The organism is Halopseudomonas pachastrellae (assembly GCF_900114765.1).
In the GTDB taxonomy this organism is placed as follows: Bacteria; Pseudomonadota; Gammaproteobacteria; order Pseudomonadales; family Pseudomonadaceae; genus Halopseudomonas; species Halopseudomonas pachastrellae.
Window position 1 is genome coordinate 1 of the sequence record NZ_FOUD01000031.1, and the last position, 13,844, is coordinate 13,844.

The window sequence follows — 13,844 nt, forward strand, 5'->3', positions numbered from 1 at the left end:
CAAGCGCATCTATGCCAGGCGCAAGGAAACCGTCGAGCGCAGCTTTGCGGACGCCAAGGAGCTGCACGGGCACCGTTATGCCCGATTCCGTGGACTGCGCAAGGTAATGAAACAGTGCCTGCTGGCAGCCGCCTGCCAAAACATGAAGAAGATTGCCCGCCTGCTGGCGATGCTTTTACGCCTGCAATCCGGGATAAGACGCGGCACTTGGCTGCGAGGCTGGAAATGGAGCTGCTCGGACGGTTTTTAGCGGTTAGCAGGCTAAATTACCCGACACCTGCAAAATCATTACAAACACCCCAGAAAAACGAAACCCCGCGAAAACGCGGGGTTCGTCAGCAGTCTGAACCCGCCGAGGCGGGTTTTTTATTGGCTGCGGGCGACTTACTTGCTGGGGTAGTCGCGCTGGGTTGAGCCGGTGTACAGCTGGCGCGGACGGCCAATCTTGTACGGACCGCTGATCATCTCGTTCCAATGTGCAATCCAGCCCGGGGTGCGGCCGGTTGCGAAGATAACGGTGAACATTTCGGTCGGAATGCCGATCGCCTTCAGGATGATGCCGGAGTAGAAGTCGACGTTCGGGTACAGGTTGCGCTCTTTGAAGTAGGGATCGTTACGTGCGATCTCTTCGAGCTTCATGGCCAGTTCCAGCTGCGGGTCGTTGATGCCCAGCTCGGCCAGCACTTCGTCGCAGGTCTCTTTCATGACCTTGGCGCGCGGGTCGAAGTTCTTGTAGACGCGGTGACCAAAGCCCATCAGTTTGAACGGATCGTCCTTGTCCTTGGCCTTGGCAACAAACTTCTCGATGTTCGAGACGTCGCCGATTTCATCCAGCATGCGCAGTACGGCTTCGTTTGCACCGCCGTGTGCCGGCCCCCACAGGGCGGCAATGCCGGCTGCGATACAGGCGAACGGGTTGGCGCCAGAGGAGCCAGCCAGGCGTACGGTGGAGGTGGAAGCGTTTTGCTCGTGGTCAGCGTGCAGGACGAAAATGCGGTCCATCGCCTTGGCTAGTACCGGGCTGATCTTCTTCTCTTCACAGGGTGTGTTGAACATCATGTGCAGGAAGTTTTCAGAGTAGCTCAGGTCGTTGCGCGGGTACATCATGGGCTGGCCCATGGAGTACTTGTAGACCATGGCGGCCAGGGTCGGCATCTTGGCGATCAGGCGAATCGCGGAAATTTCGCGATGGTGCGGATCGTTGATGTCCAGCGAGTCGTGGTAGAAGGCGGAGAGGGCGCCAACAACGCCACACATTATGGCCATCGGGTGAGCATCGCGGCGGAAGCCGTTGAAAAAGTTCTTCAGTTGCTCATGAACCATGGTGTGGTTCTTGATGGTGTTGTCGAACTTGGTTTTCTCTTCTGCGCTGGGGAGCTCGCCCTTGAGCAGCAGGAAGCAGGTTTCCAGGAAGTCGGACTTCTCTGCCAGCTGGTCAATGGGGTAGCCGCGGTGCAGGAGTACGCCTTTCTCACCATCAATGTAGGTGATCTTGGATTCGCAGGACGAGGTGGCCATGAAGCCGGGATCGAAGGTAAACACGCCTTCAGCAGTGAGGCCGCGTACATCCACGACGTCGGGGCCCATGGTCCCTGAGTAGACCGGCAGATCGATGGGGGCCGCGCCCTCGATGATCAACTGCGCTTTTTTGTCAGCCATTGATGGCCTCCTGTTTTGCTGTATCGAAAAGGTGACCCCCCACGCAGGGCCCGCATCACTATAAGGTGATAAATCGGTTTGTCAATTCTGCGCATGGTGAAGGGAAATTGCGTTAATAGAAAGTTTTAATATCACGCAGACGGCGTTGGTCAACTAGACTTTCTACCTCGGAGACAGAGCGTTTCCGGCGGGTTGCTCCGTTGTAATCAATGGGCTAAGTCACTATAATCCTTGACCGGCAAAGTGGCCTGTACAACTTCGCCAGAAGTATAAAGTACCTGCCATCTAAAGGTTGCCCTGGCGCACCTTCCTATAATCCAGCCCTGTCCACAGGGCCATGAGTGTGAATATAGCCGTGAATAGCAAAAGACCCGTCAACCTTGACCTCAGGACAATCAAGCTTCCTGTAACCGCCTACACGTCAATTTTGCATCGCATCTCTGGCGTTATCCTGTTCGTCGCAGTCGCAATCCTGCTCTGGATGCTCGACACCTCTCTCAGTTCCGAGAGCGGTTTTGAGCAAGTCAAGAGCTGCCTGCAGAACCCCCTGGCCAAGCTGGTCATCTGGGGCATTCTGTCTGCGCTTCTCTACCACCTGATCGCCGGTGTACGTCACCTGGTCATGGATGCAGGTGTGGGTGAGGGGCTGGAAAGCGGTAAGCGTGGTTCGCAGGTGGTAATCGTGGTTTCCGCCATCGTGATTGTTCTTCTGGGGGTGTGGATATGGTAACGAATGTCACCAACCTGTCTCGCAGTGGCCTGTATGACTGGATGGCGCAGCGCGTCTCCGCCGTACTGCTCGCTGTCTATGTACTGTTTCTGCTTGGTTACCTGATCTGCAACCCGGGTCTGACCTACGCCGACTGGCAAGGTCTGTTTGCCCAGAACTGGATGCGTATCTTCAGCATTCTTGCCCTGGTGGCGCTCAGTGTGCACGCCTGGGTCGGGATGTGGACCATCTCTACCGACTACCTGACTCCCATGGCGCTTGGCAAGTCTGCCACCGTTGTCCGCTTCTTGTTCCAGGCGGTCTGCGGTCTGGTCATGTTCGTGTTGTTTGTCTGGGGCGTGCAGATTCTCTGGGGTAACTAAATGTCTACTATTCGCACACTGACTTTTGACGCCATCATCATTGGTGGCGGTGGTGCCGGCATGCGCGCTGCGCTGCAGCTGGCCCAAGGTGGTCACAAGACCGCTGTTGTAACCAAGGTATTCCCGACTCGCTCGCACACCGTATCCGCCCAGGGCGGCATTACCTGTGCCATTGCTTCTGCTGATCCGAATGACGATTGGCGCTGGCATATGTACGACACCGTCAAGGGTTCCGACTACATCGGTGACCAGGACGCTATCGAGTACATGTGTTCCGTTGGCCCGGAAGCGGTCTTCGAGCTTGAGCACATGGGGCTGCCGTTCTCCCGTACCGAAACCGGTCGCATTTATCAGCGCCCGTTCGGTGGTCAGTCCAAGAACTTCGGCGAGGGCGGTCAGGCTGCCCGTACCTGTGCTGCTGCCGACCGTACCGGTCACGCGCTGCTGCACACGCTGTATCAGAACAACGTTAAGCACAACACCACCTTCCTGAACGAATGGTATGCAGTCGATCTGGTCAAAAACCAGGACGGCGCCATCGTCGGTGTGATTGCCATCTGCATCGAAACCGGCGAAACCGTCTACATTCGTGCCAAGGCTACCGTGCTGGCTACCGGCGGTGCCGGTCGCATCTATGCTTCTACTACCAATGCCCTGATCAACACCGGTGACGGCGTTGGCATGGCCCTGCGTGCCGGTGTGCCGGTGCAGGACATCGAAATGTGGCAGTTCCACCCGACCGGTATTGCCGGCGCTGGTGTACTGGTTACCGAAGGTTGCCGTGGTGAAGGTGGTTACCTGATCAACGCCCAGGGCGAGCGTTTCATGGAGCGTTATGCGCCGAACGCGAAAGACCTGGCCGGTCGCGACGTTGTTGCGCGCTCCATGGTCAAGGAAATCCTGGCTGGCAACGGCGTAGGTCCGAACAAGGATCACGTACTGCTGAAGCTGGATCACCTGGGTGAAGAAGTACTGCACAGCCGCCTGCCGGGTATCTGTGAGCTGTCCAAGACTTTCGCGCACGTTGACCCGGTCACCGCACCGGTTCCGGTTGTTCCGACCTGTCACTACATGATGGGCGGTGTGGCTACCAACATTCATGGTCAGGCCATCACCCAGGACGCCGAAGGCAACGACAAGATCGTCGAAGGCCTTTTCGCTGTTGGCGAAATCGCCTGCGTATCGGTTCACGGCGCCAACCGTCTGGGCGGCAACTCGCTGCTTGACCTGGTTGTCTTTGGCCGCGCAGCCGGTCTGCACCTGGAGTCGGCACTGAAAGAAGGCATCGAATACCGCGGTGCCTCCGAGTCCGACATCGAAGCCTCTCTGGCTCGTCTGGCGGGTATCAACGAGCGCGCCACTGGCGAAGACGTTGCACCGCTGCGTAAGGAACTGCAGGACTGCATGCAGAACTACTTCGGTGTATTCCGCACCGGTGAGTACATGCAGAAGGGCATCAAGCAGCTTGCTGATCTGCGTGAGCGCATTGCTACCGTCAAGATCGACGACAAGAGCCAGGCGTTCAACACTGCACGTATCGAAGCACTGGAACTGCAAAACCTGCTGGAAGTGGCCGAAGCTACTGCCATCGCAGCCGAGGGTCGCAAGGAAAGCCGCGGCGCCCACGCTCGCGAAGATTTCGAAGATCGCGATGACGAGAACTGGCTATGCCACAGTCTGTTCATGCCGGGTACCAAGGAACTCAGAAAGCGTGCAGTTAACTTCTCGCCCAAGACTGTTCCGACGTTCCAGCCTAAAGTGCGCACCTACTGAGGGTCATCGATATGTTGCAAGTAAGTGTTTATCGTTATAACCCGGAGAGCGACAACGCCCCGTTCATGCAGGACTTTCAGGTCGACACCAACGGCAAGGACATCATGGTTCTTGACGTGCTGGCCCTGATCAAGGAACAGGACGTAGGTTTTTCCTACCGTCGTTCCTGCCGTGAAGGCGTTTGCGGCTCTGACGGCATGAACATCAACGGCAAAAACGGCCTGGCCTGTATCACTCCGCTGTCTGCGGTCGTGAAAAACAACAAGCTGGTGCTGCGTCCTTTGCCTGGTTTGCCGGTAATTCGTGACTTGGTTGTAGATATGAGCATCTTCTACAAGCAGTACGAAAAAGTTCAGCCGTATCTGCAAAACGACACGCCGGCGCCCGCTATCGAGCGCCTGCAGTCACCTGAAGAGCGCGAGAAGCTGGATGGCCTGTACGAGTGTATTCTCTGTGCATGCTGCTCGACTTCCTGTCCTTCTTTCTGGTGGAACCCGGACAAGTTCATTGGCCCGGCCGGTCTGTTGCAGGCTTACCGCTTTTTGGCGGACAGCCGCGACGAAAAGACCTCCGAGCGTCTGGCTTCTCTGGATGACCCGTTCAGCGTATTCCGCTGCCGCGGCATCATGAACTGTGTGAATGTGTGCCCCAAAGGTCTTAACCCGACCCGCGCTATCGGCCACATTCGCAACATGTTGCTGCAGAGCGGTACCTGATCGGTTGTAAACGCATTAAGTTGGCCTGAGCCGGCTCCTGGCACAAGGAGCCGGACAGTTTTTAACGAACCGCACGCTCAAAAAGCAGCGGTTTGTATGTACCTAAACCAACAGGGGCACTCGGGTAACACCCGAACTATCTGTCGGGGCCGGCAATTTTCCGTTCAACGGAATAGGTGGCGGCAGGATCGGAGGCAGCGACACTGCTCCCGGATCAACGCCAGCATGTTTCGCGCGGATGACAAGGCTTTGCCTTGCCAATTAATGGTCTTAGCGCCAGGTGGTGTCCCCTTATAGAGGGTGACCAAGCATGCCAGACAGCGTAATGCAGCAGCTGTGGAGTACCTCTCACCTCGACGGTGGGAATGCCTCCTATGTTGAAGAGCTTTATGAGCTCTATCTGCAAGATCCGAACAGCGTTGCCGAAGAGTGGCGCAGCTATTTCCAAAAGCTGCCCCAGGTAAACGGCCATGCCGGTTCGGACGTAGCCCATTCCACCGTCCGCGATCACTTCCTTCATCTCGCCAAGAGCAACCGCCGTCCTCAGGCCGCTAGCGGTGGCGCTGTCAGCAGCGAGCATGAAAAGAAACAGATCGATGTCCTGCGCCTGATCCAGGCCTTCCGGATGCGTGGCCATCAAGCTTCCAACCTTGACCCGCTGGGGCTCTGGAAGCGCGAAGAAATCGTTGATCTGACCCTCGCCGATTACGACCTGACCGACGCTGACCTGGACACCGTGTTCCGTACCGGTGAACTGCAGATCGGCAAGGACGAAGCGACTCTGCGTGAAATCCTCGACGCACTGCAGGTGACCTACTGCTCGAACTTCGGTATCGAGTACATGCACATCGTCGATTCCACCCAGCGCCGCTGGTTCCAGCAGCGTATCGAAAGCGTGCGCGGCAAGCCCCAGCTGGGCGCCGACACCAAGCGTCACCTGCTTGAGCGCCTGACTGCTGCTGAAGGTCTGGAGAAGTATCTGGGCACCAAGTATCCAGGCACCAAGCGCTTCGGCGTTGAAGGTGGCGAGAGCTTGATCCCGATGCTGGACGAGATCATTCAGCGTTCCGGCTCCTACGGCACCCAGGAAGTTGTGCTTGGCATGGCACACCGTGGTCGCCTGAACGTACTGGTCAACACCCTCGGCAAGAACCCGCGTGACCTGTTCGACGAGTTCGAAGGCAAGAAAAAGGTCGACATGGGCTCTGGCGACGTGAAGTACCACCAAGGCTTCTCGTCCAACGTCATGACCTCCGGTGGTGAAGTTCACCTGGCACTGGCGTTTAACCCGTCTCACCTGGAAATCGTCTCTCCGGTAGTCGAAGGTTCCGTACGCGCCCGTCAGGACCGCCGTCTGGACACTACCGGTGACAAGGTTCTGCCGATCAGCATTCACGGTGACGCGGCATTTGCTGGTCAGGGTGTGGTCATGGAAACCTTCCAGATGTCCCAGACCCGTGCCTACAAGACCGGTGGCACTATTCACATCGTCATCAACAACCAGGTCGGCTTCACCACTAGCCGCCAGGACGATGCGCGCTCTACCGAGTACTGCACCGATGTTGCCAAGATGATTCAGGCGCCGATTTTCCACGTCAATGGCGACGATCCGGAAGCGGTGCTGTTCGTGACCCAGCTGGCCGTCGACTACCGTATGCAGTTCAAGCGTGACGTGGTCATCGACATGGTCTGCTACCGTCGTCGCGGCCACAACGAGGCTGACGAACCATCCGGCACCCAGCCGCTGATGTACGAGGTGATCACCAAGCATCCGACCACCCGCGACATCTACGCTGAGCGTCTGGTAGGCGAGGGCGTGCTGACCAGCGACGAGGTTCAGGAGCGTTTTGAGGAGTACCGCAACGCACTGGATAACGGCGACCACGTGGTCAAGAGTCTGGTCAAAGAGCCTGACACCGGCTCGTTCGTTGACTGGGCGCCTTACCTGAACCACAAGTGGACTGCGCGTCACGACACCAGCTTTGACCTGAAAACCCTGCAGGAACTGGCCAACAAGCTGACCGATCTGCCTGATGGTCTGGTGCTGCAGCGTCAGGTCGGCAAGATCATCGAAGACCGTCGCAAGATGGCCGCCGGTGCACTTGCACTGAACTGGGGTTTTGCCGAAACCATGGCCTACGCCACGCTCCTGCACGAAGGTCACCCCGTGCGCATCACCGGTCAGGACGTGGGTCGCGGTACCTTCTCGCACCGCCACGCCGTACTGCACAGCCAGAACGACGGCCGTGCCTACGTACCGCTGCGCAAGCTGAGCGAAAACCAGCCGCGTTTCGACATCCATGACTCGCTGCTCTCCGAGGAAGCGGTGCTGGCCTTTGAATACGGCTACGCCACCACAACCCCGAATGCGCTGGTCATCTGGGAAGCCCAGTTTGGTGACTTCTTCAACGGTGCTCAGGTGGTAGTCGATCAGTTCATTACCAGTGGCGAGCACAAGTGGGGCCGTCTGTGCGGTCTGACCATGCTGCTGCCGCACGGCTACGAAGGGCAGGGCCCGGAGCACTCCTCTGCACGTCTGGAGCGCTTCCTGCAGCTGTCTGCCGAGCACAACATTCAAGTGTGCGTGCCGTCTACCCCGGCGCAGGTTTATCACATGCTGCGTCGCCAGGTAATTCGGCCGCTGCGCAAGCCGCTGATCGCCCTGACGCCCAAGTCTCTGCTGCGCCACAAACTGGCTACCTCGACGCTGGAAGAACTGGCCGAAGGCTCCTTCCAGACCGTGATCCCCGAGGTCGATGCAATCGATCCGAAGAAAGTGGATCGCGTCGTCATGTGCAGCGGCAAGGTGTATTACGACCTGCTGGAAAAACGCCGCAACGAAGAAGCGGACAACATCGCCATTGTGCGTATCGAGCAGCTGTATCCGTTCCCTGAGGATGATCTGGCCGAGGTTCTGGCGCCCTACAAGCACCTGAAGAAGGTGGTGTGGTGTCAGGAAGAGCCGATGAACCAGGGCGCGTGGTACTGCAGCCAGCACCACATGCGCCGTGTGCTTTCCCAGCACAAGACCAAGAATCTGTATCTGGACTACGCTGGACGGGAGGCTTCCGCCGCACCGGCTTGTGGACATCCTTCCATGCACGCGGAACAGCAGGAAAAACTCCTGCAAGACGCCTTTACCGTCTGAGCGCAGCCAGACAACAGAGATTAATAAGGATCGACAATGGCTATCGAAATCAAAGCCCCTACATTTCCCGAGTCGGTTGCCGACGGTACTGTTGCCACTTGGCACAAGCAGCCGGGCGACGCGGTAAAACGCGACGAACTGCTGGTAGATATCGAAACCGACAAGGTTGTGATGGAAGTTCTTGCCGAAGCTGACGGTGTCATGGGTGACATCGCCAAAGCCGAAGGCGACACCGTACTGAGCGGTGAGGTACTGGGCGTACTGAAAGACGGTGAAGCGGCCTCTGCGCCTGCTGCCAAGAAAGAAGAGCCCAAGGCTGAAGCTGCTCCGGCTGCCGAGCAGGCCAGTGGCGAAGAGCCGCTGCTGTCTCCGGCTGCACGCAAGCTGGCCGAAGAAAACGGTCTGGCTGCCGCCGACATCGCGGGCACCGGTAAAGGTGGTCGCGTCACCAAGGAAGACGTTCTGAACGCCATCGAGGCCAAGAAGAACGCGCCTGCTGCTCCGGCTGCCAAGCCTGCCGCTGCTGCTCCGGCTGCCGCTGTTGCACTGGGCGAGGGTGATCGTATCGAGAAGCGCGTCCCCATGACCCGTCTGCGTGCCCGTATCGCCGAACGTCTGGTTGATGCGCAATCGAGCATGGCCATGCTGACCACCTTTAACGAGGTCAACATGAAGCCGGTCATGGACCTGCGCAAGAAGTACAAGGACCTGTTCGAGAAGAAGCACAACGGCGTTCGCCTGGGCTTCATGTCCTTCTTCGTCAAAGCAGCGACCGAAGCACTCAAGCGCTACCCGGCAGTCAATGCCTCGATCGACGGCAACGACGTGGTTTACCACGGTTATCAGGATATCGGCGTAGCCGTGTCCAGCGACCGCGGTCTGGTTGTGCCGATTCTGCGCAACACCGAGCACATGGGCCTGGCTGACATCGAAGGCACTATCGCCGACTACGGCCGCAAGGCGCGTGACGGCAAGCTGACCATGGAAGAGATGACGGGTGGTACTTTCACCATCTCCAACGGTGGTGTCTTCGGTTCACTGGTTTCTACCCCGATCGTCAACCCGCCCCAGGCCGCTATTCTGGGCATGCACAAGATCCAGGACCGTCCGATGGCCGTTGACGGTCAGGTTGTCATCCTGCCGATGATGTACCTGGCGCTGTCCTATGATCACCGCCTGATCGACGGTAAGGAAGCGGTGAGCTTCCTGGTTGCGATCAAGGATTTGCTGGAAGACCCGGCGCGTCTGTTGCTGGACGTCTGATCGATAACACGGGTTTTCAGCAGCAGATTAATCGCCCGGCACAGGTGCTGCCGGGCGCCTTTTTGAATACTGCTGCCAACAGAGGATTTGCTCATGAGTCAGAAATACGATGTGGTAGTCATCGGTGCGGGCCCCGGCGGCTATGTTGCCGCTATCCGCGCCGCACAACTCGGCCTGAAAACGGCCTGTATCGAAAAATACGTTGGCAAGGATGGCAAGCAGGCCCTGGGCGGCACTTGCCTGAACGTTGGCTGTATCCCGTCCAAGGCACTGCTGGACAGCAGCTGGAAGTACCACGAGGCCAAAGACGGCTTCAAGGTCCATGGTATCGACGTCAAGGGCGTCAACATGGACGTGCCGGCTATGGTTGAGCGCAAGGACAAGATCGTCAAGCAACTGACCGGCGGCGTTGCTGCGCTGTTCAAGGCTAACGGCGTTACCAGCATTGAAGGCCACGGTAAGCTGCTGGCTGGCAAGAAGGTCGAAGTGACTGCGCCGGACGGCAACGTCACCGTTATCGACGCAGAAAACGTCATCCTGGCTTCTGGCTCCGTGCCGATCAACATTCCGCCAGCGCCGCTGACCGACGACATCATCGTCGACTCCACCGGTGCTCTGGAATTCTCCTCTGTACCGAAGAAGCTGGGCGTTATCGGCGCTGGCGTTATCGGTCTGGAGCTGGGTTCTGTCTGGCGCCGTCTGGGTGCTGAGGTTGTTGTCTTCGAAGCACTCGACTCTTTCCTGAGTCTGGCTGACGAGCAAGTGGCCAAAGAAGCCCTGAAGACCTTCACCAAGCAGGGCCTGCAGGTCCGTCTGGGTGCCCGTGTAACCGGCACCGAGATCAAGCGCAAGCAGGTCACTGTTTCTTTCACTGACAGCGAAGGCGAGCAGCAGCTGACCTTTGACAAGCTGATTGTTGCCGTTGGCCGTCGTCCTTACACCGAGAACCTGCTGGCATCCGATTGCGGTGTGGATCTGGATGAGCGCGGCATGGTTTACGTTGACGACTACTGCGCTACCAGCGTGCCGGGCGTCTATGCTGTAGGTGACATGGTTCGCGGTCCGATGCTGGCCCACAAATCCTCGGAAGAGGGCGTGATGGTTGCCGAGCGCATTGCTGGCCACAAGGCCGCCATGAACTACGACCTGATTCCGTCTGTTATCTACACCCACCCGGAAATTGCGTGGGTCGGCAAGAACGAGAAGCAGCTCAAGGCCGAAGGGGTTGAGTTCAACGTGGGCGTGTTCCCGTTTGCTGCCAGTGGCCGCGCCATGGCTGCCAACGACACCGGTGGTTTCGTCAAGATGATTGCCGATGCCAAGACCGACCGCGTTCTGGGCGTACACGTCATTGGTCCGAGCGCTGCCGAACTGGTGCAGCAGGGCGCCATTGCCATGGAATTCGGTACCAGTGCCGAAGACCTGGGCATGATGGTCTTCTCGCACCCGACGCTGTCCGAGGCAATGCATGAAGCTGCGCTGGCCGTAAATGGTCACGCAATCCATGTCGCTAACCGCAAGAAGCGTTAAGATAGCGTCCCGATGACCCGGTGGTCGCAGCAGTGACTGCCGGGTCTGCTGTAGCAAGAACAACTTTGGCCGAGCAATCGGTCAGGCCACAACGAGGTGGTCAGCCAGCTGGCTGCAGCGGGTTAATCCGAACGTATTGCGCATGCAGGGTAATTACAAAATGTAACCCCGCGATAACGCGCAGTGTTTACCATGTTCGGGCTGACAGGCTTGCGGCAGGCGGCAACGGTGGCGGCAACTCGCAGAGTGGCGGCTAGAAAGTAATTCCTACACGATCAAAACGGTAGAAACGCATGAATCTTCACGAATATCAGGGGAAGCAGCTGTTCGCTGAGTACGGCCTTCCTGTCTCCAAGGGTTTTGCTGTAGACACTCCGGAAGAAGCAGCCGAGGCCTGTGAAAAGATTGGCGGCGACATGTGGGTCGTCAAGGCTCAGGTTCACGCTGGTGGCCGTGGTAAGGCTGGCGGTGTCAAGCTGGTCAAGAGCAAGGAAGATGCAAAAGCCTTCGCCGAGCAGTGGCTGGGTCAACGTCTGGTCACTTACCAGACTGACGCCAATGGTCAGCCGGTCAGCAAGATCCTGGTTGAGTCGTGCACCGACATCGCCAAGGAACTGTACCTGGGCGCTGTAGTTGATCGTTCTACCCGTCGCATCGTGTTCATGGCATCCACCGAAGGTGGTGTCGAGATCGAGAAAGTCGCGGAAGAAACTCCCGAGAAAATTCTGAAAGCCACCATCGACCCGCTGGTCGGCCCGCAGCCTTACCAAGGCCGTGAGCTGGCGTTCAAGCTGGGCCTGGAAGGCGACCAGATCAAGCAGTTCACCAACATCTTCGTAGGCCTGGGCAAACTGTTTGCCGACTACGACCTGGCGCTGCTGGAAATCAACCCGCTGGTCATCAAAGAAGACGGCAACCTGCACTGCCTGGATGCCAAGATCAACATCGACGGCAACGCCATGTACCGTCAGCCCAAACTGCGCGCCATGCACGATCCGTCTCAGGACGATCCGCGTGAAGCCCACGCTGCCAAGTTCGAACTGAACTACGTTGCTCTGGAAGGCAACATCGGCTGCATGGTCAACGGTGCCGGTCTGGCCATGGGTACCATGGACATCGTTAACCTGCACGGCGGCAAGCCGGCCAACTTCCTGGACGTAGGCGGCGGCGCGACCAAAGAGCGCGTTACCGAAGCGTTCAAGATCATTCTGTCCGACTCCAACGTACAAGCTGTTCTGGTTAACATCTTCGGCGGTATCGTACGCTGCGACATGATTGCTGAAGGCATCATCGGCGCCGTTAAAGAAGTTGGCGTTAAAGTACCGGTTGTTGTCCGTCTGGAAGGCAACAACGCCGATCTCGGCGCCAAGGTACTGGCCGAGAGTGGCCTGAACATCATCGCTGCAACCAGTCTGACCGACGCTGCCCAGCAAGTCGTCAAGGCCGCGGAGGGTAAATAATGAGCATCCTGATCAACAAAGAAACCAAGGTAATCTGTCAGGGCTTCACTGGCTCGCAGGGCACTTTCCACTCCGAGCAAGCGATTGCCTACGGCACCAAAATGGTTGGTGGCGTTACTCCGGGCAAAGGTGGCACTACTCACCTGGGCCTGCCGGTTTTCAACACTGTTGCTGAAGCTGTTGAAGCCACTGGCGCCGAAGCCAGCGTAATCTACGTTCCGGCTCCGTTCTGTAAGGATTCCATCCTGGAAGCAGCCAACGGCGGCATCAAGCTGATCGTCTGCATCACCGAAGGTATCCCGACTCTCGACATGCTGGATGCCAAGGTCAAGTGTGACGAGCTGGGCGTTCGCCTGATCGGCCCGAACTGCCCGGGTGTTATCACTCCCGGCGAGTGCAAGATCGGCATCATGCCCGGTCACATTCACCTCCCGGGTAAAGTCGGCATCGTTTCCCGCTCCGGTACTCTGACCTATGAAGCGGTCAAGCAGACCACTGATGCTGGTTTCGGTCAGTCCACATGCGTTGGTATCGGTGGTGACCCGATCCCGGGCTCCAACTTCATCGACATCCTGAAAATGTTCCAGGACGACCCGAAGACCGAAGCGATCGTTATGATCGGTGAGATCGGCGGTAGCGCTGAAGAAGAAGCTGCAGCGTTCATCAAGGCCAACGTCACCAAGCCGGTTGTTTCCTACATCGCTGGTGTTACTGCTCCGGCAGGCAAGCGTATGGGTCACGCTGGTGCGATCATCTCCGGTGGTAAGGGCACTGCAGACGAGAAGTTTGCTGCTCTGGAAGATGCCGGCGTTAAGACTGTTCGCTCGCTGGCCGAAATCGGCGCTGCGCTGGCAGAACTGACTGGTTGGGAAATGAAGTAAGCTTCACCTAACCATCGTGTTGACAAAACCCCGCCTTGGCGGGGTTTCAGACTGCTGACGAACCCCGCGTTTTCGCGGGGTTTCGTTTTTCTGGGGTGTTTGTAATGATTTTGCAGGTGTCGGGTAATTTAGCCTGCTAACCGCTAAAAACCGTCCGAGCAGCTCCATTTCCAGCCTCGCAGCCAAGTGCCGCGCCTTATCCCGGATTGCAGGCGTAAAAGCATCGCCAGCAGGCGGGCAATCTTCTTCATGTTTTGGCAGGCGGCTGCCAGCAGGCACTGTTTCATTACCTTGCGCAGTCCACGGAATCGGGCATAACGGT

Annotated in this window: 12 protein-coding genes; 10 read left to right on the forward strand and 2 right to left on the reverse strand. The window is 57.8% G+C overall.

The window, feature by feature from the left end; genetic code table 11:
- The coding region (locus BM116_RS17975; protein WP_175494058.1) for a transposase at positions 1-250 on the forward strand (250 nt) is incomplete at its 5' end.
- Between the two features lie 134 nt (positions 251-384).
- Here the strand turns inward: BM116_RS17975 and gltA are convergent.
- A complete protein-coding gene (gene gltA, locus BM116_RS17980; RefSeq protein ID WP_083729174.1) occupies positions 385-1,659 on the reverse strand; it encodes a citrate synthase in 1,275 nt (424 codons plus the stop codon).
- A gap of 343 nt (positions 1,660-2,002) precedes the next feature.
- On the opposite strand from gltA, the gene sdhC reads away from it, so the two are divergent.
- The 9 genes from sdhC (at position 2,003) to sucD (ending at position 13,522) form a co-directional block, all read left to right on the forward strand.
- Positions 2,003-2,389, forward strand: coding sequence for a succinate dehydrogenase, cytochrome b556 subunit (gene sdhC / locus BM116_RS17985; RefSeq protein ID WP_090475306.1), 387 nt, complete (start codon positions 2,003-2,005; stop codon positions 2,387-2,389).
- The gene (gene sdhD / locus BM116_RS17990; RefSeq protein ID WP_083729176.1) at positions 2,383-2,751 is read left to right on the forward strand and encodes a succinate dehydrogenase, hydrophobic membrane anchor protein; all 369 of its coding nucleotides are present in this window, start codon (positions 2,383-2,385) and stop codon (positions 2,749-2,751) included. Before sdhC ends, sdhD begins: the two co-directional genes overlap by 7 nt.
- On the forward strand, positions 2,752-4,524 hold the full coding sequence (gene sdhA, locus BM116_RS17995; RefSeq protein WP_083729178.1) for a succinate dehydrogenase flavoprotein subunit: 1,773 nt from the start codon (positions 2,752-2,754) through the stop codon (positions 4,522-4,524).
- A gap of 11 nt (positions 4,525-4,535) precedes the next feature.
- On the forward strand, positions 4,536-5,240 hold the full coding sequence (locus BM116_RS18000) for a succinate dehydrogenase iron-sulfur subunit (protein ID WP_083729180.1): 705 nt from the start codon (positions 4,536-4,538) through the stop codon (positions 5,238-5,240).
- Positions 5,241-5,550: 310 nt separating this feature from the next.
- The gene (locus tag BM116_RS18005) at positions 5,551-8,388 is read left to right on the forward strand and encodes a 2-oxoglutarate dehydrogenase E1 component (RefSeq protein WP_083729182.1); all 2,838 of its coding nucleotides are present in this window, start codon (positions 5,551-5,553) and stop codon (positions 8,386-8,388) included.
- A 36-nt stretch (positions 8,389-8,424) separates the two neighbouring features.
- Positions 8,425-9,651, forward strand: coding sequence for a 2-oxoglutarate dehydrogenase complex dihydrolipoyllysine-residue succinyltransferase (gene odhB / locus BM116_RS18010; protein WP_083729184.1), 1,227 nt, complete (start codon positions 8,425-8,427; stop codon positions 9,649-9,651).
- Positions 9,652-9,744: 93 nt separating this feature from the next.
- A complete protein-coding gene (gene lpdA / locus BM116_RS18015) occupies positions 9,745-11,181 on the forward strand; it encodes a dihydrolipoyl dehydrogenase (protein WP_083729186.1) in 1,437 nt (478 codons plus the stop codon).
- Positions 11,182-11,474: 293 nt separating this feature from the next.
- Entirely contained in the window at positions 11,475-12,641 is a 1,167-nt protein-coding gene (gene sucC / locus BM116_RS18020) for an ADP-forming succinate--CoA ligase subunit beta (RefSeq protein ID WP_083729188.1), read from the forward strand.
- Complete coding sequence (gene sucD / locus BM116_RS18025) at positions 12,641-13,522, forward strand: succinate--CoA ligase subunit alpha (RefSeq protein ID WP_083729190.1); 882 nt, start codon at positions 12,641-12,643, stop codon at positions 13,520-13,522. The genes sucC and sucD overlap by 1 nt, the downstream gene beginning before the upstream one ends.
- A 3-nt stretch (positions 13,523-13,525) precedes the next feature.
- Here the strand turns inward: sucD and BM116_RS19015 are convergent.
- A partial coding sequence (locus tag BM116_RS19015) for a hypothetical protein (protein WP_217649005.1) occupies positions 13,526-13,844 on the reverse strand: 319 nt, incomplete at its 5' end.